Below are 23,947 nucleotides of genomic sequence, written 5' to 3' on the forward strand. Positions count from 1 at the left end.
GCTCAGGCGACCGCCGGCTGGCTGCGGGTCAGCCGACGACAGCTCTGCACCGCCGCTCCCAGTACCACCACCCCCGCCGCCTGCGCTACCCAGAAGCCGCTGCGCGCGCCAAAGGCATCCACCAGCCAGCCGGAACTGGCCGCACCAATGGCCACGCCGATGCTGACCCCGGTGACCAGCCAGGTCAGGCCTTCGGTGAGCTTGGCCGGCGGCACGATGTTTTCCACCAGGGCCATGGCGACGATCAGGGTCGGGGCGAAGAACAGGCCGGAGACGAATACCGCCAGGGACAGGCCGAAGATATTGCTCGCCAGCAGCAATGGCAGGGTGGTCACGGCGGTGGCGATACCGCCGTACATGAACAGCCGCGGCAGCGGGATATTCAGTTTCAGCGCGCCGAAGGCGATGCCCGCCAGGCAGGAACCGATGGCGTACACCGACAGCACGATGCTCGCCGCCGCGGGTTGCCCCTGCTGCTGGGCAAACGCCACGCTGACCACATCCACCACGCCGACGATCATGCCCATGGCGATCATCAGCAGCACCAGCAGCTGCAACTCCAGCGAGCGGATGATCGACACGTCGTGCCGGGCCTCATGGGGATGCACCGGCGGCTCGGTCGCCCGTTGCGCCACCAGCGCGGTGACGCCGATCGCCAGCATCAGCAGCGCCGCCAGCGGCCCGGCCTCGGGGAAGGCCGCCACGCACAGCCCCACCGACAACGGCGGGCCGACGATAAAGCACACCTCATCGAGCACCGACTCCAGGGCATAGGCGGTCTGCAACTGTGGCTGGCCGCGGTACAGCTCGGTCCAGCGGGCGCGGACCATGGCCGGCATGCTCGGCATGCAGCCGGCCAGGGCGGCGAACAGGAACAGCGTCCAGTGCGGCGTCTGCAAGCGGGTGCACAGCAGCAACGCCAGCAGTGCCCCGCCGCCCACACCGGCGGCGATCGGCAGCACCCGGCCCTGGCCGAAGCGGTCGACCATGCGCGACACCTGGGGCGCGCAAAAGGCCGTGGCCAGGGCGAAGGTCGCCGCCACCGCACCGGCCAGCGCGTAGCCGCCCTTGAGCTGGGCCAACATGGTGATCAGGCCGATGCCGGTCATCGACATCGGCATCCGCGCAATCATCCCCGCTACCACGAAAGCGCGGCTGCCGGGGGCGTTGAACAGTTCGCGGTAAGGGTTTGCCATCGTCATCACACCTTGTTTGAGGCTTGCCAGAAATGCACCGCAAGATAAAAATACATACGGCGCGTATGTGAGAAAGCATGAGAACATACGCGCCGTATGTCAATCCACCTGTCAGCTGTGTGAGTGCCCGCCATGAGCCCGCGTCAACGCGCCGAGATGATCGAAGAAACCCGCAGCAAACTCATTGCCAGTGCCCGCCAGGCCTTTGGCAGCCTGGGTTATGCCAACACCTCGATGGACGAGCTGACGGCCGAGGCGGGCCTGACCCGGGGGGCCTTGTATCACCATTTCGGCGACAAGAAAGGCCTGCTGGCGGCGGTGGTGGAACAGCTCGACGCCGAGATGGACCAGCGCCTGGAGGCAATCTCGCGCGGCACCGACGACCTCTGGGCCGCCTTCGTCCAGCGTTGCCGCACTTACCTGGAAATGGCCCAGGAAGGGGAGATCCAGCGCATCATCCTGCAGGATGCACGCGCGGTACTCGGCGACCTGACCGAGGCCAGCGAGGAGCAGTGCGTGGCGTCCTTGAGCGCGCTGCTGGATGAGCTGATGCAGGCCAGCCTGGTGGTCAACGCCCCCAGCGAAGCCCTGGCGCGCCTGATCAACGGCAGCCTGCTCGACGCTTCGCTGTGGATCGCCCGGGATGAGCATCCGGGGCAACGATTGCAGCAGGCACTGGCCGGGCTGGAGGCGCTGCTGCAGGGCTTGCGGGTGCGCTGAGCCCTGGCGCCTGGCGCTTCCCATCGGCCCCGCCCTCCTCCGGGATTTCATAACCCCGGTGAACTCCTGCCCGCTCTTGCCAGTCAGCTGAACAGGCTCTCCGGTTAAGGTGCGTGCTCATGAACATCTCCCTGAACCAACAAGTCGCCCTGGTCACCGGCGCCAGTTCCGGCATCGGCGCCGCGGCGGCCACCGCCCTGGCCGCGGCCGGGGCCTCGGTGGTGCTCAATTACCATCGGCAGGCGGCGCCCGCGGAAAAGCTCGCCGCCGACATCAACGCCTGCGGCGGCCGGGCCATTGCCGTGGGCGCCGACATCTCCCAGGAAGACCAGGTCCAGCACCTGTTCGACAGGGCCCTGGAAGCCTTCGGTTTTCTCGATATCCTGGTGGCCAACTCGGGCCTGCAAAAAGACGCCGCCACAGTGGACATGACCCTGGAGGACTGGAACCAGGTGATCAGCGTCAACCTCACCGGCCAGTTCCTCTGCGCCCGCGCCGCCCTGCGCATTTTCAATCGCCAGGGCATCCGCACCGGCGTGTCGCGCGCCGCCGGCAAGATCATCCACATGAGCTCGGTGCACCAGCGGATACCCTGGGCCGGGCACGTCAATTACGCGGCGTCCAAGGGCGGCGTGGACATGCTGATGCGCAGCCTGGCCCAGGAGGTCAGCCACCAGCGCATCCGCGTCAATGCCATTGCCCCGGGCGCGATCGCCACGCCGCTCAATCGCAAGGCCACCGAGGGCGCGGCCGAGCGCAAGCTGCTCGAGCTGATTCCCTACGGGCGCATCGGCGACGTCAAGGACGTGGCCAACGCCGTGGTCTGGCTGGCCAGCGATGCATCCGACTACGTGCTCGGCAGCACCCTGGTGATCGATGGCGGCATGAGCCTGTACCCGGAGTTTCGCGACCATGGCTGACACGGAACGACAGGCGCCGATCGACGCCCACGGCATCATCGGCGACCTGCGCAGCGCCGCGCTGGTCAACGACAAGGGCAGCGTGGATTTTTTCTGCTGGCCGGAGTTCGACAGCCCGTCGATCTTCTGCTCGCTGCTCGACACCCCGGACGCCGGCATCTTCCAGCTGGCGCCGGACCTGCCCGACGCCCGCCGCGAACAGATCTACCTGCCCGACAGCAACGTGCTGCAGACCCGCTGGCTGAGCGAACGGGCCGTGGTGGAAGTCACCGATTTGCTTCCGATCGGCGACAGCGAGGATGACCTGCCGCTGTTGATCCGCCGGGTGCGGGTGGTCAGCGGCCGCGCCACCCTGCGCCTGCGCTGCGCGGTGCGCCATGACTATGCCCGCGCCACCACCCGGGCGCGGCTGGACGGCGACGCCGTGTGCTTCGAGGCCGAGCGGCAGCCGGGCCTGCGCCTAATCGCCAGCCAGCCCCTGCGCATCGACCGGCAGGCGGCGGTGGCCGAGTTCGAGCTGGAACAGGGGCAGAGCGCCGAATTCATGCTTGGCGGCATCGACGATCCGCGGCTAGTCACCGGTGGCAGCGGCCTGTGCCTGGAACGCACATTGAAGTTCTGGCGCGACTGGATCGGCCAGTCCAACTACCGCGGCCGCTGGCGCGAGATGGTCAACCGCTCGGCCCTGGCGCTGAAGCTGCTGACCTCGCGCAAGCACGGGGCGATCCTCGCCGCCGCCACCTTCGGCCTGCCGGAAACCCCGGGCGGCGAACGCAACTGGGATTACCGCTACACCTGGATCCGCGACGCGTCGTTCACCGTCTACGCCTTCATGCGCCTGGGCTTCGTCGCGGAGGCCAACGCCTACATGCGCTGGCTGCGCGGGCGGGTCAGCGACTGCTGCGGCCAGCCGGCCAAGCTGAATATCCTGTACGCCATCGACGGCCGCCAGCAGCTGCCGGAAACCCGGTTGCCGCACCTGTCCGGGCATGGCGGCGCGACGCCGGTGCGTATCGGCAACCAGGCCTATGAACAGGTCCAGTTGGACATCTTCGGCGAGCTGCTGGACGCGGTGTACCTGGTCAACAAATACGGCGAGGCGATTTCCCACGAAGGCTGGAAACACGTGGTGGACGTGGTGGATCAGGTCTGCAGCAGCTGGGACGGCGAGGATGTGGGCATCTGGGAAATGCGCGGCGAGCAGCATCATTTCCTGCATTCGCGGCTGATGTGCTGGGTCGCCCTGGACCGGGCCATCCGCCTCGCCTCGAAGCGCTCGCTGCCGGCGCCGTTCGCCCGCTGGGACCAGACCCGCCAGGCAATCTACGACGATATCTGGAGCAACTTCTGGAACGCGGAACGCGGGCATTTCGTCCAGTACCGGGGCGGCACCGCGCTGGACGGCTCGATGCTGCTGATGCCGCTGGTGCGCTTCGTCGGCGCCCGCGACCCACGCTGGCTGGCGACCCTGGAAGCCATCGAGAGGACCCTGGTGCGCGACGGCATGGTCTACCGCTACCGCAACGAAGACAGGCAGATCGACGGCCTGGCCGGCACCGAAGGCGCATTCGCCGCCTGCTCGTTCTGGTACGTCGAATGCCTGGCCCGCGCCGGCCGGCTGGACCAGGCCCACCTGGAGTTCGAGCAACTGCTGCGCTACGCCAACCCGCTGGGGCTGTACGCCGAAGAGTTCGACAGCCATGCCCGGCACCTGGGCAACACTCCTCAGGCACTGACCCACCTGGCCTTGATCAGCGCCGCGAGTTTTCTCGATCGCCGGCTCAGTGGCGAGAAGATCCTCTGGCAGCCTTGACCCGCGGAAAAAAGGCGGATCGCGTCATCGTTCATCGCGAGTAAGCTCGCTCCTAACACAGTCCGCTGTAGGAACGAGTTCCAACGGATCTAATGATCCAGGACACCTCTTTAGAGCGAGACGCATGATCCAGGCACTGGCACGCCTGATCAACGGCAGCTTGGTGGATGCCGCATTATGGATTGCCCACGACAAACATCCGGCACCGACTACGACAGGCCCTCGCAAACCTGAACCTGTTGCTGCAAGGGCTAAAGCGCCAATACTCCCCAAAAAATCACTGTCGCCAATAGCGCCGGTAGCGCCGAGAACTGGCAGGTACTCAAGCATCATTCAACTTGTCTAGCCTTAGTTACACCACCCCGTTTGCTCTCGCCATACTTACAACAACTTACATCCCATATGAGCTTATATCGGACCTTGCGTCATTTTATTGCCGATCTCTGCACTACCGTTATTTCCAACAACTGCTTGCGCTGTGCATCACATCCAGAGAACCGCATCCCAACACCCTTTCCAGCGTGCCCAACAGCCCGCCGAGGCCAGCGCCCCAGAAAACTCCAAAGGCATGAAAACCGAACAATTCGCTATAATAATTAGCGCAAAACTCCATATAAGGATCCGCCCAAACGCATAGAGCAGACGCTGCAAACCATTCAACTTTCGCGCATTTAATCCAAGCACTATCTCTTGCAACGAATGACTTGAAAAAGTCAATAACCAGCATTAGATTTCGATGTCGATAAATGAAAGTGTCTGATATTTCCTACGTAGTCTGACCAGTAATAACCTCCAATAGCGACGAAGTCATGGAGTCTGTCTGTGGAAGAAACACTTATTCTCGTCAATGCCAATGACGATGAAACTGGCACAGCGCACAAGTTACCTATCCACAAGCAAGGATTGCTGCACCGAGCGTTCTCGATCTTCATTTTCGATGACCACGACCGGCTGCTGCTGCAACAGCGTGCCTTCGGCAAATACCATTCCCAGGGTCTGTGGACCAACACCTGCTGCGGCCACCCGCGCCACGGCGAACAGACTCTCGCTGCCGCCAGACGCCGATTGCGCGAAGAAATGGGGCTGTCCTGCGAACTGTTGGAAGTCGCCACCTTGCTGTACCGCGAACAGGTGTCGAACCAACTCATCGAGCATGAATACGACCATGTGTTCGCCGGTATCAGCCACGTCGATCCGCAAGCCAATCCCGTAGAGGCCCACGCCTGGCAGTGGCTGGACCTGGCCGAGATTCCAGAACGCATTGGCACGGCGCCGGACAGCTTCACCGTGTGGTTTCGCAGGCTGTTCGAAACCCCAGGACTGGCCGGCATACGCGACTGGCAAACACTCGCGCGGAACAACCGGTAGGCACCTCTTCTGCCACCCACAAGGGAATCACTATGCCCCCATAGCGGCTGCGGATAACCGTTCGCCGCGCGCCAGAACATAACGTGAACGTACACAAGGAGATCGCAATGAGCACTCAAGCCGCCACGCCGCCTCTCGAGACCTATGATCCCCGCCTGCCCTACCGGATCATCCAGGGTTCCAGTGTCGATACCTATCAGGAAAAGGTCGTGTACACCTATCGCGACAGCCCCGATGACTGGCGCAAGGCGATTGGCGATTACCTGCTGTTCCAGTTCGGCATCTACGACGATCCGCGCTCGCCGCAACCGATCAGCCTCGACGAGTCGGGGATCCGCTACTTCGAACGGCAACTGAAACTGGCCGGCCTGGAAGAGCCGGACCGCCCGCCGCTCAGGCGCATCCTCGATATCGGCTGCGGCTGGGGTTACATCCTCAAGTATCTGGCCGAGCGTTTTCCTGAATGCCGGCGCCTGGAAGGCGTGAACGTCAGCTCTCGCCAGCTCGATTTCTGCGCAAAGTTCCACGCCGAGCAAGGCCTGTCCGAGCGGATCAGCCTTTATCTGTGCAACGCCAAGGACATCGAGCTGCTGCCCGACGCCGACGAACCCTACGACCTGGTAATCATCCGCGGAGTGATCTCGCACTTCCCCGACGCCCTGTATGAAACCACCATGCGCGCACTCTCCAGCCGGGTCCGCGAAGGGGGTAGCGTGATTATCTCGGACAACCTCTACAACACCGATCCCCAGACCTACACCTCCGATATCCCGGATGAAATCGATCGTCTGGCCTGCAAGCACCGCAAGACGCCGCAGTACTTTCTCCAGGTATTGGAGCAGAGCGGTTTCGCCCTCCAGGACATGCGCGTGCTGCCCGCCAATATCGATGTCGTGCACTGGCTGATGGACGCCAAGGCCAATATCGAAAACAAGGCGCTGTTTCCCCATGGCGTGACGGGCGCGCTGGAAGAGTTGCGGGTACTGGCAGAAAACTGGTCGGTGGCGCTGCTCAAGAACAAGGTCTCGACCTATAGCGTGATCGTGAAACAGCCGCGTCGCCCGGGAGACTCTCTATGAGTACGTTGACCTTGCCCCCTATAGCTTGCCCCCTGCCTTACAGGATCTATCCGTACAGCGAAAGGCTTGAAGCCGGTACCAGGGAGTGGATGGACAGATGGCAACTCTACAGTGACGAACAGCATCGCCAGCGGCTGAGCAAGATCGGTTGCGGGCGTCTGGCCGCGCTGATGTACCCCAGTGCCGCGACCCCTGAGATCGCACAGATCATGTCGGATTATGTGCTCTGGGCCTTCTCGTTCGACGATGAGTATTGCGACGAAGGCCTGATGAGCCAAAAGCCCGAGCTGTCGATCGCCGCGATGCAGCAGATGCAACGCGCGATCGAGTCGCCCGAGGTCCCTGCCTTTCCTGAAAACCGCTACGCCATGGCCCTGCGCGATATTCGTCGACGACTGGATCGGTACACCACTGCGCTGCATGTTTCGCGCTTCGTCAATACTCAGCGCGGCTACTTCATGGTCGAGGTCGGGAAGCTGGTCAACCCGCGGCCGAACTTGAGCGAGTGCGTGCTGCTAAGGCTCTGCTCCGGCGGCGGCATGGTTTTCCCGACGTTTGGCCATATGAGCACACTGGTTGAGATCAGTCAGTCCGATGTCGAGGACCGGCGTCTGTGTGCGTTGAGTGAAATGGCCGGGATGATGATCGTCTGGGAAAGCGACTTCTTTTCCTATGCCAAAGAGCTGGCACGCGAACCTGAAGACCGCCAGCACAATATCGTTTCGCTGATTCGCCAACAGCATGGCGTTTCTCATGCCCAGGCCCTGGCTCAAGCCTTCAGCCTGCGGGACAGGACAGCCGGCCTGTACCTGCGTTTGCGGGCATCGGTATTGTCACAGGCCTCGCCCGAGGTCGCCGCCTATATCGAAAGCCTGGACTGTTACTGGCGTGGTGGACTGGAGTGGATCAGCGAGAACCCGCGCTACCGCTATCTCAATGGTGTCGACGGAGCAGCGGCCTATCAGGGTGGCGTACTTACCGAAACGCTGCCGGACGATCGCTTCGGGACGATCGACATCCCCAGCATTGCCTGGTGGTGGCACTACGATCCGGCCCGGCAGTGAATCGCCATCGAAAGGAGTCCACGGCACCTGGGGCTGACTGAAGCAGGCATGGGCTCCAGGAGTATCGTCACCTCATCCACTGCATTGGCGGTGCTGTTGTAGGGTCGAACAGCTTCTCGGAACGCGGATGTACGACTTTCAGCCCTCGCCTGTAATCGCGTCCGAGGGCAGAATGCTCCAACGATGAAGCACCACCTGCTTTATCAAGCGTTGTATAAAGAATCTCATGCGCCAGGTATTACTGATCATCGATGTGCAACCCTCATTCAACCCGCCGGACTGGCTGGTGAATGGCATCAACGCCCTGCTCGGCCAGTTGCCCTCGGTGGCCACCGTCGAGCGTCATGACGAAAGTCGCACGCCCTTCGTCCGCCAGCTCGGCTGGTGCCCCGCCGCCGATGACCACAGCCTGGTCGCCGCCGACCGCGTGTTCATCAAGCACGGCTACGCCCCCACGCCGGACACCATCGCCTACCTGCGCAGCCTGGCCCCGGACCGTGTGCTGGTCTGCGGCATCCAGACCGACACCTGCGTGCTCGCCGCCGGCTTCGCCCTGTTCGACGCTGGTCTGCAACCAACGCTGATCACCGACCTGACCGTGGGCTCGTCACTGGACCGCAGCGGGCAGTTGGGCGTGCGGTTGTGGCAGCACCATTTCAAGCACCTGGTGACGAGCTGCGAGCTTGTGCAGGGCGCGACCGGGCGCTGAAAGACCCCGCGTAAGACAGGCCTTGCCCTGGAATCATTCACCTCCTTTTACGGCGCGGGCGGTTAACGTCCGTCCCCCATGAACACAGGACAGGAACGTTAAACGTGGTCCCGAAAATCGACATCACCCATTATTTCGCAGCGACCCGCAAGATGCTGTTCCTGGCGGCACATACGGAAGGAACCGCGCAGCGGCTGGGGTATCACGAACACGCCAACCTGGTGTTCAAAAGAACCGCGGAATTTCAGATCGAGTTGATCCAGACCATCGAGCATGTGCTGAAACTGGGTTTGATCAGGCCCGCCCTGGCCACCCTACGCACCTCGCTTGACCTGGCTGCCCGGTTCTCCTGGCTTGCCGAAAACTTCGATGATCGCCTCGAAAGGTTTTCCCAGGGCCAGTGCCCTGGCGTGCAAAAAATGATGTCCGCCGCGAACCTCGGCTGGGGCGACGAATACCAGAAGTCCTACGCGCCCCTTTCGGACTTTGTCCACGGCAGCTTTACCCTGTCCGACTTCAACAAGGTGCAAAGGGACTATCGGCAGGATGCGCCCTACTCCCCCCTGGGCGACTACTTCATTGTCCAGTCGGATGAAGGCACGCATGTGCGGATAGTCGAAGACGTCACCATCGCCGAACTGATTGCCGAGCACGGGGGCTACATCACGCTGAAAGCCTTCGACATCGCGCTGACCATGCTCATGCGGGCCTCTGGTGACTATGCCGATGCGTTCAATTGGTGGCCGGGACGCGCGATGCTGGAGGAGTATGACGCGCTCGTCAGCCAGTACGACGACACTACGAACTTCCTCTGGCGCTCTGAAAAACACCGGTTGGCCGTTTGCAGGGTAGAAGGCCGCTACCGATGAGCTAAAGTTCGAACCTTGGTCAACGATGGTGCCTGGAATGAACAACTCGCCTGCGCTCGAACACGTCCTGACGCCCCGCCTGCACATCGCCTACGAACACCACGGCCCCGCCGACGGCGAGCCGGTGATACTGCTGCATGGTTTTCCCTACGACCCGCGCAGCTACGACGAGATCGCCCCCGAGCTGGCGGCGCGCGGCTATCGGGTGATAGTGCCGTACCTGCGCGGCTACGGCCCGACCCGCTTCGCCAGCCCGGACATCCTGCGTTCCGGGCAACAGGCGGCGCTGGCCCAGGACCTGCTGGACCTGATGGACGCCCTGGAGATCCCCCGGGCCGCCCTCGCCGGTTTCGACTGGGGCGGTCGCGCCGCCTGCATTGTCGCGGCCCTGTGGCCGGAGCGGGTGCGTTGCCTGGTGAGCGCCGAAGGCTACAACATCCAGGATATTGCCCGCTCGACCCAACCGCGGCCGCCCGAGACCGAGCACCGGCTCTGGTATCAGTATTATTTCCACACCCAACGCGGGGTCGACGGCCTGACCGCCAACCGTCGCGAACTGTGCGCACTGCTGTGGCGACTGTGGTCGCCGACCTGGGATCGCGGCCAGGAACTCTACGGCCGGAGCGCGCCGTCGTTCGACAACCCGGACTTCGTCGAGGTGGTGATCCACTCCTACCGGCATCGCTTCATGTACGCGCCGGGCGACCCGAGCCTGGAACACATCGAGCAGGCCCTGGCGCAGCAGCCGCCGATCCGCGTGCCGACCCTCTCGTTGTGCGGCGGCGATGACGGGGTCGGCCCGGCGAGCGAAGAGGACGAAGACATCGGCCTGTTCACTGGCCCTTACCAGCGCCGGGTCTTGCCCGGGGTCGGCCACAACGTGCCGCAGGAAGCGCCGCACGCCACCTTGCAGGCGTTGCTGGAACTACTGGAAGCCTGACTCCCCCTCCGGCGAAAAGCGCTCCCGATAGGCCTGCGGTGTCACGCCGACGACCCGCAGGAAGCTGCGGCGCAGGGTTTCTTCGCTGCCGAAGCCGCACTGCACGGCGATGCGCTTGATCGCCACGCCGCTGTCGCCGAGCAGGCGCCGAGCGCTTTCCACGCGGATCTGCTCGATGGCCCGGGCCGGGGTCTGGCCGGTGTCGGCGCGGTAGTGGCGGACAAAGCTGCGCTCGCTCATGCCGGCTCGCTCGGCCAGGGCCGGGATGTTCAGGTCGCGACCGAGGTTTTCGGCGATCCAGGCGTGCAGGTCGTCGAAGCGGCTACCCTGTTTTTGCAGGGCCAGGGTCGCGCTGAACTGCGACTGGCCGCCCGGGCGCTTGAGGAACACCACCAGTTGCCGGGCCACGTCCAGCGCCATGGCATGCCCCAGGTCCGCCTCCACCAGCGCCAGGGCCAGGTCGATACCGGCGGTGACGCCCGCCGAGGTCCAGACCGGCCCCTCGTTGATGAAGATCGGGTTGGCTTCCACCCGCAGCTGCGGATATTGCCGCGCCAGTTGCTCGCAGCGGGTCCAGTGGGTAACCACCCGGCGCCCGTCGAGCCAGCCGCTGGCGGCCAGCAGGAACGCCCCGGTGCACACCGACGCCACCCGCCGCGCCAGCGCCGCCTGCTGGCGGACCCAGGCCACCAGCGCCGGATCTTCCGCCGCGGCGTACACGCCCCAGCCGCCGGCGATGACCAGGGTGTCGCAAGGCGTGCCCGGCGCCGGCAAGGGCTCGGCCAGCAGCGCCAGCCCGGCCGAGGTGGTCACCGGCCCGTCGCCCGCGGCGATCACATTCACCGCGTAGGGCAGCGGCAGGCCTTTGTGCCGCGCCAGGTCGTTGGCCGAAGCAAACACCTGCAGCGGGCCCGTGACGTCGAGTACCTGGGCGTTGGCGAAAGTCAGTACATGAACGGTTCTGGCGGTCTGGGACATGATTGGCGTAAATCGTGGGTAGGTTGGCGTATTCGCCAAAGCCTAGGGCGCTAGAGTCGAACCGTCCAGCCACATAAGAGCGGACACCTTCGAACTTCTCCAGGGAGATACCCCATGACGCTGCAGATCGGTTTCCTGTTGTTCCCCAACGTCCAGCAACTCGACCTGACCGGCCCCTACGATGTGCTCGCGTCGCTGCCGGACGTGCAGGTGCATCTGGTCTGGAAGGCGCGCGGGCCGGTCACCGCCAGCACCGGCCTGGTGCTGCAGGCGACCACCAGCTTCGCCGATTGCCCGCCACTGGACGTGATCTGCATCCCCGGTGGCGCCGGTGTCGGGCCGTTGATGGAAGACCCGCAGACCCTCGACTTCATCCGCCAGCAGGCGGAGCAGGCGCGTTATGTCACCTCGGTCTGCACCGGCTCCCTGGTGCTTGGCGCCGCCGGGCTGCTGCGGGGCAGGCGCGCCACCACCCATTGGGCCTACCACCATTTGCTGGAGACTCTGGGGGCGATCGCGGTACAGGAACGCGTGGTGCGCGATGGCAACCTGTTGAGCGGTGGCGGGATTACCGCCGGGATCGATTTCGCCCTGACCCTGGCCGGCGAACTGTTCGGCGATGCAACGGCGCAGCGGGTCCAGCTGCAACTGGAATACGCCCCGGCTCCGCCGTTCGCGGCCGGTAGCCCAGAGACAGCGCCCAAAGCGGTGGTGGAACAAGCCCAGCGGCTCGCGGCGAACTCCATCCAGCAGCGCGGCGAGATCGTCGACAGGGTCGTGGCGCAGTGGCAGCAGGCCTGAGACGGCGCTTACAGAAGCTGAAGAAAGATGCGGACCAGGGCAACCTTATCGGCCAGCTGAGCCCTGGCCGCATCTTCGATGAACCGGCGTCAGGCCGGGACTGCTTGCTCACTGGCCTGTCGGAGGTAGTCGATCGCCTGCTGCACGGTCTGCAGACCATCGGCTGCGTCGTCCGGGATCGTGAGGTCGAACTCGGCCTCCAGGGCCGACACCAGTTCCACCCGGGCCAGCGAGTCTGCTCCCAGGTTCTCGACGAACGAGTCCTGGTTGCCGATCTGCGCCAGGTCGACGGCCAGTTCGGTCGCCACCACTCTTTTCACGCGTTGTTCGAGGGTTTCCATATTCATTCCCTTGCAGTTGGATGCGTACCACGAAACAGTGGCCGACCCGCGCCGGCCACCGGGTTCTTGCGCCTTGGCGAGGCGCCTCAGACCACCGTCAGGTGCATGAAGCCGCCGGAGAAGCGCCCGCTTTCCGGGACGAAACACAGCACGCGCTGCCCCTTGTGCAGGCGTCCAGACTCCAGCAGTTCGTGGATCATGATGTAGATCGACGCCGAGCCGGTGTTGCCGCGCTCGGACAGGTTGGTGAACCAGCGCTCCTGGGGAATCGCCAGTTCGGTGTTTTCCAGGCACTCGGCAATCGGCTTGCGAAAGTATTCCGATGACATGTGCGGCAAGAACCAGTCGATGGCCTCGGGCGACAGGTTGCGCTTGATCATCACCTCCTTGAGCGGCTTGCCGAGGGTGTACTTCACCACGTTCTCGTTCAGCAGCCGCACGTCCTGCTTGATCGCGAAGATCGAGCGCGAGGCCCACTCCTCCGGGGTCAGCAGCTTCCAGCCGATCAGGCTGTCGTCCTCGGCCTTTTCCGCGCCGGCGTACATGCAGGTCGGCAATTCGTTGGCGTAGGAGAAGATGTCAATCCAGTCGATGCGCAGCGACAGGCCGCCGGCCCGTGGCTGGTTCTCGAGCAGGAAGGCCCCGGCCCCGTCGGACAGCATCCAGCGCAGGAAATCCTTATCGAAGGCGATTTCCGGGCGGGCTGCCATCTGCGCCACCAGCGCCTCGTTTTCCGCATCGAAATTGCGCGCATGCAGCACCGGCGAAGGCACCTCCGAGGCGGTGGCCACGGCATTGCGGCTGGCCCCCGCAAGCACCGACAGGTAGGCATATTTCAGCGCGGTGAGGCCAGCCAGGCAGATGCCGGCGGTGGACACCACCTCACAAGGCTTGTTGCCCAGTTCGCCATGCACCATCACGCCATGGTTGGGCATCAACTGGTCCGGCATGGTGGTGCCGGTGGACAGGCATTCCATGGCGTCCAGGGTAAAGCCGTCGCCCACCAGGCCCTTGATCGCCTCGGCGGTTATTTGCGCGTTAGTGAAACGGGGAATACCGGTCTGCGGGTCCAGCACATAATAGCGCTGCTTGATTCCGTTATTACGCAGCACTACTTGCCGAGACCGCGAAGGTCGCCCGCCTACATACCCGAGAATGCTCTCCATCGTATCGTTATCCACTGCCTCTCCCGGCATATAAGTGGATGTTTTCGTGATATAGACAAACAATTCACTCATGATGATTTCACCCTTCGGATTCAAGATTTAGTTGCGAACCGGACGGCTGCTCGTAATAACGCTGTAACTTATCGAGCCGCGTCCGGATAAAGGGATGAAGCAAACGGCGTAACACCAGTGAAACAGGCAGGACAGTCAAGATGACCAACAATAGATAAACGATGAACAGGCACAGCAAGAGTCGCCGTAGCCATTGCCCATACTTGCCGAAACGGCAAATTATTCCCGACCAGAACGTGAAGCCTCTATAGGCCGCCCGCTCGCTGAGTATCAGCCCGGGGTTGACGGTCGCCGCCCCCAGCCCTGCCAGCATCGGCCCTTCGGCTTGCTCTTTATTGGCCTGCAAGGCGGCATTCAATGCCCGCCCGAAACGTGCGGCGCCCTGGACATCCTCGGCGCTGATCCCGGCCTTGGGCAGGCCGAGGAATGACTCGCGGCTGCCGGTGAACATCCAGCGCGGCGTGGTAATCAGGGTGGCGAAGGTGTTGGCCCGGTCGGTCAGCACCACGTTGTCGAGCAACCGCGCGCCGGCCTCGTGCAGCAGGCGCTTGACCGCCTCCTGGGCCATCAGCCACATGTTGCGGCAGGCGATCACCGTGACCACCGGGCGCCCGGCCAGCAGGCGCTTGCCTTGCGCGCTCTGGAGAAACGCGGTGATCAGCGGCGACGGCGACAGGTACCAGACCTGATACGCCAGGATCACCAGGTCGAAGGGCCCGCGATGATCGGTATGCAGCGGTTCGATGGCCGGCGGGCTGAGCTGCACGGTCTCGGGAAACACGTCGAAAAACCGGCCCACCGGCCAGGGAAACGGATAGGCGACCCGGGGCTTGAGCACCATCTCATGCACCTTGACCTCCCGCGTCGAACGCAGGGGCGAGATCAGGCTTTCGACTACGTCGTTCAACTGACCGCTTTGCGAATAACGAACCACAAGAACATGTTTCATAAGTGCGGGGACCTTTGGCTTTTCAACCACACAGACACGCCAGAGATTCACTTGAATGTGAACTTCAGCATAAAAGGCAGTTTTTATAAGTTGGGCACGACGAGCAAGACGCGCACTGTATTCGTGGCTGGTCGAACTTAAAAAACAAAACATGCTGCACGACAAAAACAGCAGCACCCGGAGCAGCGGCCTGATGACGAACTGAACCCGGAAATCGCCCACCCCGCATGACAAATACTTTCTGCCTGTTTTTGACAGAAAGAACTTGTAGTGGGACAGAACCCGTCTTCTGGTTGAAACTCTATCTGCAATCGGACGCTTGTAAACCTACCAACTCTGGTAGGCCCTTCGCGCTACCCAACGGACGAACTTACATGCTCTTATCGGAACTTTTTTAATCTAAGCAGGGCACATTCAATACTGGCTACTGGCCTTAATCAAAAAGTTTTCCCGCTAATGTCCGGGCAGCTTCTACACTCTGGCCCAGCCTTCCCTCAGGAGCCTTGCCATGCACAAGACTTACACCGGCAGTTGTCATTGCGGTGCAGTGCGCTACGAAGCCGAGATCGACTTGAGCCAGGGCACCCACAAGTGCAATTGCTCGATCTGCAGCAAGACCCGCAACTGGAACGCGATCATCGCTCCCAAGGCCTTTCGCCTGCTCAGTGGCGAACAGGCGCTGAGCGACTATCAGTTCAACACCGGCAATACCCATCATCTGTTCTGCAAGCATTGCGGCGTACGCCCCTTCGGGCGCGGTCATGTGCAGGAGATCGGCGGCGACTATGTCGCGGTGCAAGTGATGACCCTGGATGACATCGACCTGCAGGAACTGCTTGCGGCCCCGGTGCATTACGCCGATGGGCGCCATGACAACTGGGGCAACGTGCCGGAGGAAACCCGCCACCTCTAGCTTTTCCACAGGCGAAAAAAAACCCCGCCGAAGCGGGGTTTTTTCAAGACCATTACGACATCCTGTCGCTGCATCCTTGCACATGGTCGGTCATCCATGACCCTGAGCGCGTCCTGCGCTGCAGTTGGTGGGTGAAGATTAAGCCTGTCGCCCAATCGGCAACAGGCGAGATAGCAGCCAGCGCATGTAAGCCTTTCGCCATAGATTGACCTGCCAAAACCCCTAGGCAGTGCCTTCCAGAGCGTGGATGGCCAATTCCGCCACTTGCAGTTGGTGTTCCGCGCTGGGTACGTCGCCGTCCTCCAGGAACCAGGCGGCGGACAGCCCGGTATAGGCCAGTACCCATTGCAGCAGGCGCTTGCGCTCCAGCCCGGCGACCTGGGCGATGACCTCGACCTGGCGGGTGAAGCGCCGCGGATCGCTGCTGGTCGCCAGGTCCGGGTTACAGATCAGGTTGGCGAAATCGAAACCGCGCTCGCCCATGACCCGCTTGGGATCGATCACCAGCCAGCCGCGTTCCTCGAAATCCAGCACATTGTCGTGATGGATATCGCCGTGCAGCACCACCTGTTCCCGAGGGGTAGCCAGCAGTTCATCGGCCGTGGCCAGGCAGCGCAGGAAAACCCCACCCTCGCGCCGGGCGGCCGGGCGCAGGGCCTTGAACCATTCCTGCAGGCTCAACAGCGGCGGCAAGGGCGTCGCGCGTGGCGCATGCAGGCGTGCCAGGCTGGCGCAGACGATCCGGCTGACCTCGTCGTCTTCGCCGGCCAGGGCCATCTGCATCAGCGAACGCCGGCCCATGGCCCGCTCCATCAACAAACCATCGCCATGGTGCGCGTAGACCCGGGCGGCACCCTCCCCGGCCCACCAGACCATCAGGCGGTTACCGTATTTTTCCTCGTCGTCGAGGGCGATCTTCAGCATCGCCGGCGCATCGTCCAGGCGCACCGGCAACAAGTGGCTGCCAGGGGTGACGATGGGCGCGCCATCGACCTGCAGGTTCCAGCGTTTCAGGTAAAACTCGAACATCCGTGACTCTTTCCGTTATGACTCGACAAAGGCCTGCAATTGACCCAGGGCATGATCCCATTGCTGGCTGATCACCTCCAGCGAGCGCCGAGCCTCGGCCAGCCGGTCCGGCTCGAAGGCCCACAGGCGCTCGCGCCCCAGCTTGGCGTCGCGCACCAGCCCGGCCTGCGCCAGCACCTGCAAATGCTTGGTCACCGCCTGGCGGCTGATGTCGGTGCCGAGGGTCAACTGGCTGATCGACAGGGCGCCGCCGCCACACAGAATGGCAACGAGCCGCAGGCGGGTCTCGTCGCCCAGTGCCGCGAAGATCATGGCCGAGCCGTCCAGCGATGCCGCCACTGGCAGCAGGGATGTGGAAGGGGTATCAGGGGCCAAGGTAGGTCTCGATATTGTTCATCTGCTCGTCCCAGCCGCGGCTGTTCATGCGAAACGCCTTGAGCCGCCGTTCGGGTGGAATGCCATCGAACCCCGACTCGACCACCCGCAGCAAGGTGCCGCCGTCCAGGTCTTCGAGTTCGAATTGCACCAGGGTGCTGGGCTCGGCGGAATAGTCGACTCCAGGCTCCACCGCGTACGGGTGCCAGCTGAAGGCGAACAGGCGTTCGGGCTCCAGCCGCTCCACCAACACATCCCAGACCAGGTGTTCATACCCGGGATAGGTAATCTGCCCCCGGGTCCGTTGCCCGACGACAAAACGCTGGCCCGCGAGCGCCACGCCGAACCAGCTGCCGAACGCCTCGGCATTCGCCAGCGCGGCCCAGACACGGGAACGGGTTGCCTTGAGCAGGATCTTTCTTTCGATGCGATCTGATGAGTTCATGGGTCACCTCCAGTGATCAAACCCTAGACGCTTTCGTGAAAAACGCAACCTTATAGTTGCGTATTTTTTTACCGCCCGGCCAAGCACGGATTGAAATCCCTCGCCCTGCCGCCGAAAAACAGGGCTAAGCTCGCCACTCGCCAATGGCTGCCTCGCCGCTGCCCAACGCGGTAGTGAGAACAGCGGACAACAGAAATGGAATGCCTCCGATGACCCAGACATCCCCCGCAATCACCCTGGAAAAACTGCGCCGGGCGATCAGGCTGATCGACGAGCCGCTGATCGAACTGACACCTCAGTCGCTGACCTACCTGCGCTCCTACCCCGCCCTGCTGGCCGCCTCCAGGACCCTGGCCGGTTCCCACAACAGTGGCGACCTGCTGCTGCAGCTATCGGCAATGTGCTACGGCTGGATGCCCAGGGTGGTCCGGGTGAATGCCAGACATGTCGATAAAGCCTCGGCCGCCCTCGCCTGCGCCCTGGAGTCGGACGTCCTGATCGACACGGCGCAGATGCAGGATCTGGCCAACAGCCTGCACTCGGTAGTGGGCACCTCCAAGCTCCTGCACTTTCTGCGCCCGCAGCTCTACCCGATCTGGGATTCGAAGGTCGCGCGAGTCTGGGCAACGAGCGATGCCACAACCAACATGAGCAAGGTTGAAAACTACCGTTCCTACATCGAGGACATCAGAACCCTGATCGCGTCTGCCGATTTCGCCGCGTTTCATGACGACTTCAACCAGGCATACGGCCGGCGCCTCGACAGGCTGAAGATCGCGCCCTATAGCCTGTCACCGGTCCGCGCGGTCGAGGCCGCGGCCTTCGAGTTGTCCGGCGGCGATTATGACGATGATTGACCGGCGGCCCTTGCCGCGCGGCGCCAACATCGGGCGATGCCCATTGTCGGCGTGTCCCCCTTCACTGTGAGAGTCCCTATGAACCCACGTATTTTCCTGGCCCTGGCGCCGCTGCTGCTCAGCCCGCTGGCCCAGGCCGCCGACTGTGCCAATGCCAGCACCCAGGCCGCCATGAACCAGTGCGCCGCCGAGCAGCACAAGGCCGCGGACAAGGAACTGAATACGCTCTACCAGCGCATCACCCAGCGCCTGAAGGACAACCCGGACGGCAAGAAGCTGCTGGTCGGCGCCCAGCGCGCCTGGGTGGCTTTTCGGGATGCGGAATGCGGGTTCGCCGCCTCGGGGGTGGCCGGTGGCAGCGTCTACCCGTTGATCTACAGCAACTGCACCACCGACCTGACCAAGGCCCGGGTCGAGGCGTTCAAGACCTACCTCAAGTGCCAGGAAGGCGACCTGAGCTGCCCGGTGCCGGGCAATTGATGAGGTTCGCCCCTGCATGTCCTGCAGGAGCGAAGGTGATGGCGCTATCCGCGCCTAACGCTCGAACACCTGGGCCGTGGTGATCGCCATGTCCCCGCCCGGCAGCTTGATGCTGCCGATCTGCTTCAGGCTGTCGGCATCGAAGATCGCCACATCGTTGAAGGTCCCGGCCAGGTAGATCTTGCTGCCCGCCTTGTTGAACGAAATGCAGTAGTAGGAATGGTCCAGGGTGGCGGCCTGGAGCAGTTTTTTCTGCCGGATGTCGTACTTGGCCAGGCGGTTGAGCACGCCGAACATCAGGTTCGGGTCCTTCGGCGAGCGCATGCCGCTGAAATAGATTTCCGTCAGCGGGCCGAAGTCGGTGGTTTCGCTCTTGCCGGTTTTCAAGTCGATGCTGAACAGACCGTACAGGTACTCGGCGCTGGCCGGGTCCTGTTGCTGGTCCTTGAACTTGGCGGCGGTGTAGAGCAGCGAGAAATCATGGCGCCAGGTCTGCTGGTTCCACACGTAGAGCACGTCTGGCGCGCTGTAGTTCGGGCGTTTCCAGTGGCGGCTGGGGATCAGCACATCGAACTTGCCGGTCTTGACGTCAACCTTGTACACATCCGCCCCGGCCACATACAACGAGCCGTCGTCACCGCTCTGCATGATGGTCAGTTGCCGTGGCGCCGGAAAGCTGCGCACCGGCTTGGCCTTGAGCCCGGCGTCGGTGGCATACACATCCAGCCGCGGCGGCTTGACCTCATAACGGTCGTTGAGCATCAGCGTCGGGTTGGCCACGGTGTACAGCTCCTTGCCGTCGTGGCTGACGGTGAAAGCAAACATCGAGCGCGCCTTCTCCCCCGGCTGCTGGGTGATGCTGGCGTGGAACACCTGCTTGCAGCTGTCCAGCTCGACGCCATAGACATCGGCGTAGTGGTTGTTCAGCACGTAGGCGACCTTGCGGTCCGGCGCCAGTTGCACGGTGCCGGGGCCGAAGGCGTCGGGCATCTTGCAGGTCTTGTACAGCGTGTCGCTGGCCAGGTCGATCACGTGCAGGTTATTCGGATAGTTGGTGGTGACCATGTATTCATGGCCGGCGTTGAGGGCCTTGTCACTGTTGTCATCGGCCAGGACGCTGAGGGAACAGGCCCCCAGGACGGCGGAAGCGGCCAGGCCGCAGGCATTGATCAAGCGCATGCTGGAATCCTTCTACTGACCGATTACTTGTCTTTAGGGAACACGGTGCCGAGGTTGCGCCAGTTCTCGTTGGAGGCCTGGGCGTCCTTGTTCCAGTCGGGGTAGGTGCTCATCATGTCCGGCACCTGGGCCGGCCACCAGCAAGGGTCGGAGCAACCGTAGAGGTCAGCCTCCATCGGCTGGCACAAGGACGACACGCCACCGAAGGCATCGATTTCCCAGCCCGGGTCGGTGGTCGAGGCACAGCCGGCCACCGAACTCATGGCGACCACCTCTTCGATACGGTTCTCGTCGGCGGCCTGTTCCAGTTTCTGGGCTTTGTTATTGATCGGCTTGAGATGTTTCATGTCAGTGGGCCTTGCGCGGAGTGATGTAACTGCTGATGAACGCAGGGTTGCGGGCCATGATCCGGCTGTAGACCTCGATGCCGAAATCCACCCAGTCACGCATCAGTTCGCAATAGTGATAGGTCGGGTGCGCCGGGTCGCCGTAGCGGGCGTAGCTCTCGTGGTAGCAGCCGCCGGAACACAGGTTGCGGATGCGGCAGCTGTCGCAGCCGGTGTTGCTGCGGTCCAGGCGCTGGGACAGGAAGTCGTTGAGTTCCATCTGCTTCACCCCGCCCTCGCGCACGTTGCCGAAGGTCGGCAGCGATGAACCGGTAAAGCGGTGGCACAGGTTCAGCTCGCCCTTGTGGTCCACCGCCAGCATCTTCAGCCCGGCGCCACAGGGCAGCGCCTTCTTGTGGCCTTCGTGGATATCGGTGATCAGCTGGTGCAGGTTGGAGAAACCGATATTGCGATGCTCCAGGGCCGCCTCCAGGTAGCGCCGGCCCAGGCGCTTCATGCTGGCGAAGACTTCGACCAGTTCCTCGCCTGTGAGGTTGAAGCTGCTGATATCGCCCGAGGTCACCGGGGCAAACCCGACCTCGGCGAAACCCAGTTCGTTGAACAGGTGGTCCCAGATGGTTTCCACATCGGTGACCCCGGTGGTCAGGGTCACCCGCGCGCCGACCGGGCGGCTGTCGTAGCGCGCCAGCAGCATCTGCGCCTTGCGCCGCACCACGTCATAGGTGCCCTGCCCGCCCACGGTGATGCGGTTGCGGTCGTGCACGGTCTTCGGCCCGTCGATGCTCACGGACAAGCCAAAGCGGTGGGCATTCAGGTAGTCCACCGTTTCCTCGGTGAGCAGCGTGGCATTGGTGGTCATGACGAACTCGACGAACTTGCCCGCCTCGCGAAAACGCTTCTCGCAATAGTCGACCATGTACTCGATCAGCTTGCGGTTGCTCAGCGGCTCGCCACCAAAAAACACCACGGTGAAACGCTCCTCGTCGGGGGATTCCTTGAGCAGCATTTCCACCGAGGCGATGGCCGTCTCGACGTCCATCTTCTTGCCCGCCGAGGGCTTGTCCAGGTCTTCCTTGTAGCAGTAGGTGCAACTCAGGTTGCAGCCGGTGTTGACGTTGAGCACCACGGTATTGATCGCCGTGCGTTCGACTCGCTTGACGGTCCATTCCTCAGTCCGTGGCGAGCCGTCGCTGACCAGCTCCAGGGCGATCAGCTCGCGCAGAGTCTCGTTGATTTCCTCGCCGTCGTACTGGCTGGCCAGCCGCTGGATCAGGTCAATGGAAGAGCAGCCCGGCCCGCGCAGGGCATCGATGATGCTGCCGGTCAAGGCATCGCTGGCGAACAGCGAACTGCTGGGGATATGGAACAGCATGCGGTCGGCATCGACCTGCACTTCGTGCAGGTTGCGTTCGACCAGATTCAAGATAGCGCCCATTGCAAACCTCCTGTGCCGGCCCCCTTTTGGCGGGGGCCCGCGGTCATTCCGAAAGGGTGTCGTCAATCACGGACCGCGCCTTAGGGGATGGGTGGATTGTTCCAGCGTTGCACGGTGACGATCAGGTGGCCTTCGCCGGTCAGGGATTTCCCAGCGTCGTCGACGGCGGCGATCACCTTGAGGTTGCCGGCGTTGTTGGTGGACATCTTGCGCTGCGGGTTCGGCCCGGCATCGCCCGGAATGAACACGCCGCTGTCGGCCTGCATGGTACCGGCGAACTTGACGTCCTCGTCTTCCCTGGCACGCTCGTCGAAGGGCTCGACCTTCCACTGCGCCGGGAACACGCCGATGCGATACGGCTTGCCATCGGCGCCCTTGCCCCAGGCTTCGGCATCGAAGCGGCCCTGGACCTTGGGCGTCGAGCCACCGCCGTCGCCAACCCGCGCCACCGAGAACTCGGGCACCACCTTGACCTCGGCGATCTGGCTGTACACCGCCAGCGTCGCGCCGTTCAGGCTGCCGACGGTGACGTTGCGCAGGCCCGGTTGGGCATCGGCGGCCGCCTTGAGCCTGACCTTGATCCGCTGCGGGCCCTGCTCGATGACGTCGACCACTTCCACGCCCTTGCCAAAACTCGGCTTGCCGCTGAGGCCGCTGCCGATCAGGGTGACTTCGGTTTCACCGCCAGCCTTCAGGTGACCCGGTTGCACCGCCAGCAAACGACTGCTGCCCTGCTTGGCGGCGATAAAGTCCAGGCCGCGTTCGTCGTGCTCGGCCTCGAACATCCGGCCCTGCAATGCATTGCCTTGAGCGGCGAACACCTGGCGCATGCTCACGCCGTCGATGCTGACATTGCCGCGCCATTCGTAGCCGCTGTAGAGAATCGCGCTGCCCTCGCCGTTGAACGGACTGCCGTCGGCGTACTGGCCTTTGACGCTGACCTTGAAGGTGTCATTGCCATCGGCGCTGACGCTCATCACCCCGGCCAGTTCGCCCTTGCCCGGCAGATGGCCGCTGAAGCTCCAGTCGCCCGCCAGGGTCTCGGCCTTGGGTGCGCTGCCCAGCCATTTTGTCCAGGCCGGGTTGTCCAGCGGATAACGCTTGGCCAGCAGCGGCACCATCTCCTTGCGCGCCAGGTCGAACCAGTCGCGGTCGCGGGACAGCGCCTGGTATTCCAGCGACGGCCATTGGCCGAGGTGGAAGTTCACCAGGCGTTCCCACTCCTGGGCCGGACGCCGTTGCAGGGCGACCCGCGCGCCGGAGTGGCAGCGGCCGCACATCTGGCTGGTTTGTTCGTCGAACTTCTCCACCGTGTTCAAGCGCCGCTCCAGGGCGTAGCGCACGCCGTCGGTTTCGCTCGGCGCCAGGCCCTGGGTGTCGGCCAGGTATTTGACCAGGGTGCGGCGATCGTCGTCGCTGATCTGCAGGCCATGCATGACCTGCATGCGGGCGATGCTCATCAACCAGCCTTCCGGGGTCTTGCGCTGGTGGCTGATGCGGCTCAGGCCGCCTCCCGTTTCCGGGGTATGGCAGCCCTGGCAGGTTTCCTTGAGGATGGCCTGGGCCTCGCGCGCTGCAAGGCTGGGAGGGGCATGCAAGGCGGCGCAGACCGCCAGCGCCAGCAGGCCGCTGGACGTGCCTGCTCGGAGTGTTCTCTTGATCAAGGTCGGACCTCCACGGAGCTCTTTATCAGGGAGCTTTTTATTAGCGAGCTTTATTATTGTTGTGCGTCGTTTTTATGGTTTCTGCCATGCCCGGTGGCGCCGGGCACGGAGGCAAGAGAAACGGCTGGGTTGAGCAATACACGGAGCGTGCCAGCTTACAAATAATGTGCTTTATCAAGGACTTGATAAAATCCCAGGACGCATCCCCCAGGCAACCGCCGGCCGACCGCGTTTAATT

26 protein-coding genes are annotated in these 23,947 nt (G+C 63.2%); 13 read left to right on the forward strand and 13 right to left on the reverse strand.

Going from position 1 to position 23,947, the window contains the following annotated elements; all coding sequences use genetic code 11:
• Positions 1-2: 2 nt before the first annotated feature.
• A complete protein-coding gene (locus C4K27_RS21130; RefSeq protein WP_053262025.1) occupies positions 3-1,196 on the reverse strand; it encodes an MFS transporter in 1,194 nt (397 codons plus the stop codon).
• A gap of 132 nt (positions 1,197-1,328) precedes the next feature.
• Between C4K27_RS21130 and C4K27_RS21135 the strand changes: the two genes are divergently transcribed.
• The 3 genes from C4K27_RS21135 to C4K27_RS21145 all read left to right on the forward strand — a co-directional run bounded on the left by C4K27_RS21135 (position 1,329) and on the right by C4K27_RS21145 (position 4,649).
• A complete protein-coding gene (locus C4K27_RS21135; RefSeq protein WP_053262026.1) occupies positions 1,329-1,916 on the forward strand; it encodes a TetR/AcrR family transcriptional regulator in 588 nt (195 codons plus the stop codon).
• A gap of 119 nt (positions 1,917-2,035) precedes the next feature.
• A complete protein-coding gene (locus tag C4K27_RS21140; RefSeq protein WP_053262027.1) occupies positions 2,036-2,836 on the forward strand; it encodes a glucose 1-dehydrogenase in 801 nt (266 codons plus the stop codon).
• Positions 2,829-4,649, forward strand: coding sequence for a glycoside hydrolase family 15 protein (locus C4K27_RS21145; RefSeq protein ID WP_125738083.1), 1,821 nt, complete (start codon positions 2,829-2,831; stop codon positions 4,647-4,649). Before C4K27_RS21140 ends, C4K27_RS21145 begins: the two co-directional genes overlap by 8 nt.
• Before the next feature lie 454 nt (positions 4,650-5,103).
• On the opposite strand, the gene C4K27_RS21150 is transcribed toward C4K27_RS21145, so the two are convergent.
• The gene (locus C4K27_RS21150; protein ID WP_125738085.1) at positions 5,104-5,376 is read right to left on the reverse strand and encodes a hypothetical protein; all 273 of its coding nucleotides are present in this window, start codon (positions 5,374-5,376) and stop codon (positions 5,104-5,106) included.
• 95 nt (positions 5,377-5,471) lie between these two features.
• Here C4K27_RS21150 and idi point away from each other — a divergent pair, with 95 nt between their 5' ends.
• The 6 genes from idi (at position 5,472) to C4K27_RS21180 (ending at position 10,678) form a co-directional block, all read left to right on the forward strand.
• Positions 5,472-6,017, forward strand: coding sequence for an isopentenyl-diphosphate Delta-isomerase (gene idi, locus C4K27_RS21155; RefSeq protein ID WP_053262029.1), 546 nt, complete (start codon positions 5,472-5,474; stop codon positions 6,015-6,017).
• Between the two features lie 107 nt (positions 6,018-6,124).
• The gene (locus tag C4K27_RS21160) at positions 6,125-7,096 is read left to right on the forward strand and encodes an SAM-dependent methyltransferase (RefSeq protein WP_053262030.1); all 972 of its coding nucleotides are present in this window, start codon (positions 6,125-6,127) and stop codon (positions 7,094-7,096) included.
• Positions 7,093-8,160, forward strand: a complete 1,068-nt coding sequence (locus C4K27_RS21165; protein ID WP_125738087.1) for a terpene synthase family protein — start codon at positions 7,093-7,095, stop codon at positions 8,158-8,160. The genes C4K27_RS21160 and C4K27_RS21165 overlap by 4 nt, the downstream gene beginning before the upstream one ends.
• Positions 8,161-8,386: 226 nt before the next feature.
• Positions 8,387-8,869: an isochorismatase family protein gene (locus C4K27_RS21170; protein ID WP_053262032.1), complete on the forward strand. Its 483-nt coding sequence runs from the start codon at positions 8,387-8,389 to the stop codon at positions 8,867-8,869.
• Positions 8,870-8,973: 104 nt separating this feature from the next.
• Positions 8,974-9,738, forward strand: coding sequence for a hypothetical protein (locus C4K27_RS21175; protein ID WP_053262033.1), 765 nt, complete (start codon positions 8,974-8,976; stop codon positions 9,736-9,738).
• Positions 9,739-9,775: 37 nt separating this feature from the next.
• Entirely contained in the window at positions 9,776-10,678 is a 903-nt protein-coding gene (locus tag C4K27_RS21180; protein ID WP_053262034.1) for an alpha/beta fold hydrolase, read from the forward strand.
• Here C4K27_RS21180 and C4K27_RS21185 read toward each other — a convergent pair.
• Positions 10,664-11,656 (reverse strand): GlxA family transcriptional regulator, encoded by a 993-nt coding sequence (locus C4K27_RS21185; protein ID WP_007921935.1) that lies wholly within the window; start codon positions 11,654-11,656, stop codon positions 10,664-10,666. The genes C4K27_RS21180 and C4K27_RS21185 overlap by 15 nt on opposite strands.
• A gap of 114 nt (positions 11,657-11,770) precedes the next feature.
• On the opposite strand from C4K27_RS21185, the gene inhA reads away from it, so the two are divergent.
• Entirely contained in the window at positions 11,771-12,457 is a 687-nt protein-coding gene (gene inhA, locus C4K27_RS21190; protein ID WP_053262035.1) for an isonitrile hydratase, read from the forward strand.
• An 89-nt stretch (positions 12,458-12,546) separates the two neighbouring features.
• Here inhA and darC read toward each other — a convergent pair whose 3' ends face one another.
• The 3 genes from darC to darA all read right to left on the reverse strand — a co-directional run bounded on the left by darC (position 12,547) and on the right by darA (position 14,985).
• Positions 12,547-12,804, reverse strand: a complete 258-nt coding sequence (darC, locus tag C4K27_RS21195; protein ID WP_125738089.1) for a 2-hexyl-5-propylresorcinol biosynthesis acyl carrier protein DarC — start codon at positions 12,802-12,804, stop codon at positions 12,547-12,549.
• A gap of 80 nt (positions 12,805-12,884) precedes the next feature.
• The gene (gene darB / locus C4K27_RS21200) at positions 12,885-14,036 is read right to left on the reverse strand and encodes a beta-ketoacyl synthase DarB (RefSeq protein WP_007921929.1); all 1,152 of its coding nucleotides are present in this window, start codon (positions 14,034-14,036) and stop codon (positions 12,885-12,887) included.
• A 7-nt stretch (positions 14,037-14,043) separates the two neighbouring features.
• Positions 14,044-14,985: a 2-hexyl, 5-propylresorcinol biosynthesis aromatase DarA gene (gene darA / locus C4K27_RS21205; protein ID WP_053262037.1), complete on the reverse strand. Its 942-nt coding sequence runs from the start codon at positions 14,983-14,985 to the stop codon at positions 14,044-14,046.
• A 508-nt stretch (positions 14,986-15,493) separates the two neighbouring features.
• Between darA and C4K27_RS21210 the strand changes: the two genes are divergently transcribed.
• Positions 15,494-15,898, forward strand: a complete 405-nt coding sequence (locus C4K27_RS21210; protein WP_053262038.1) for a GFA family protein — start codon at positions 15,494-15,496, stop codon at positions 15,896-15,898.
• A gap of 222 nt (positions 15,899-16,120) precedes the next feature.
• On the opposite strand, the gene C4K27_RS21215 is transcribed toward C4K27_RS21210, so the two are convergent.
• From C4K27_RS21215 to C4K27_RS21225, 3 genes are read right to left on the reverse strand one after another with little or no spacing between them, the layout of a single operon-like run.
• Positions 16,121-16,927: an aminoglycoside phosphotransferase family protein gene (locus C4K27_RS21215; RefSeq protein ID WP_053262039.1), complete on the reverse strand. Its 807-nt coding sequence runs from the start codon at positions 16,925-16,927 to the stop codon at positions 16,121-16,123.
• 15 nt (positions 16,928-16,942) lie between these two features.
• Positions 16,943-17,302, reverse strand: coding sequence for an ArsR/SmtB family transcription factor (locus tag C4K27_RS21220; protein ID WP_081002323.1), 360 nt, complete (start codon positions 17,300-17,302; stop codon positions 16,943-16,945).
• On the reverse strand, positions 17,292-17,747 hold the full coding sequence (locus C4K27_RS21225) for an SRPBCC family protein (protein ID WP_053262041.1): 456 nt from the start codon (positions 17,745-17,747) through the stop codon (positions 17,292-17,294). The genes C4K27_RS21220 and C4K27_RS21225 overlap by 11 nt, the downstream gene beginning before the upstream one ends.
• Positions 17,748-17,956: 209 nt before the next feature.
• Between C4K27_RS21225 and C4K27_RS21230 the strand changes: the two genes are divergently transcribed.
• Positions 17,957-18,604 (forward strand): hypothetical protein, encoded by a 648-nt coding sequence (locus C4K27_RS21230; RefSeq protein WP_053262042.1) that lies wholly within the window; start codon positions 17,957-17,959, stop codon positions 18,602-18,604.
• Positions 18,605-18,682: 78 nt separating this feature from the next.
• On the forward strand, positions 18,683-19,084 hold the full coding sequence (locus C4K27_RS21235; protein ID WP_053262043.1) for a lysozyme inhibitor LprI family protein: 402 nt from the start codon (positions 18,683-18,685) through the stop codon (positions 19,082-19,084).
• Positions 19,085-19,138: 54 nt separating this feature from the next.
• On the opposite strand, the gene peaD is transcribed toward C4K27_RS21235, so the two are convergent.
• From peaD to peaA, 4 genes are all read right to left on the reverse strand, one after another.
• The gene (peaD, locus tag C4K27_RS21240) at positions 19,139-20,263 is read right to left on the reverse strand and encodes a quinohemoprotein amine dehydrogenase subunit beta (protein WP_053262044.1); all 1,125 of its coding nucleotides are present in this window, start codon (positions 20,261-20,263) and stop codon (positions 19,139-19,141) included.
• Between the two features lie 23 nt (positions 20,264-20,286).
• Complete coding sequence (qhpC, locus tag C4K27_RS21245) at positions 20,287-20,610, reverse strand: quinohemoprotein amine dehydrogenase subunit gamma (RefSeq protein WP_007921889.1); 324 nt, start codon at positions 20,608-20,610, stop codon at positions 20,287-20,289.
• Between the two features lies 1 nt (position 20,611).
• Positions 20,612-22,045: a quinohemoprotein amine dehydrogenase maturation protein gene (gene peaB, locus C4K27_RS21250; protein ID WP_053262045.1), complete on the reverse strand. Its 1,434-nt coding sequence runs from the start codon at positions 22,043-22,045 to the stop codon at positions 20,612-20,614.
• Positions 22,046-22,125: 80 nt separating this feature from the next.
• Positions 22,126-23,706, reverse strand: coding sequence for a quinohemoprotein amine dehydrogenase subunit alpha (peaA, locus tag C4K27_RS21255; protein WP_053262100.1), 1,581 nt, complete (start codon positions 23,704-23,706; stop codon positions 22,126-22,128).
• Positions 23,707-23,947: the final 241 nt, after the last annotated feature.

Source organism: Pseudomonas chlororaphis subsp. chlororaphis (genome assembly GCF_003945765.1).
GTDB lineage: Bacteria > Pseudomonadota > Gammaproteobacteria > Pseudomonadales > Pseudomonadaceae > Aquipseudomonas > Aquipseudomonas chlororaphis.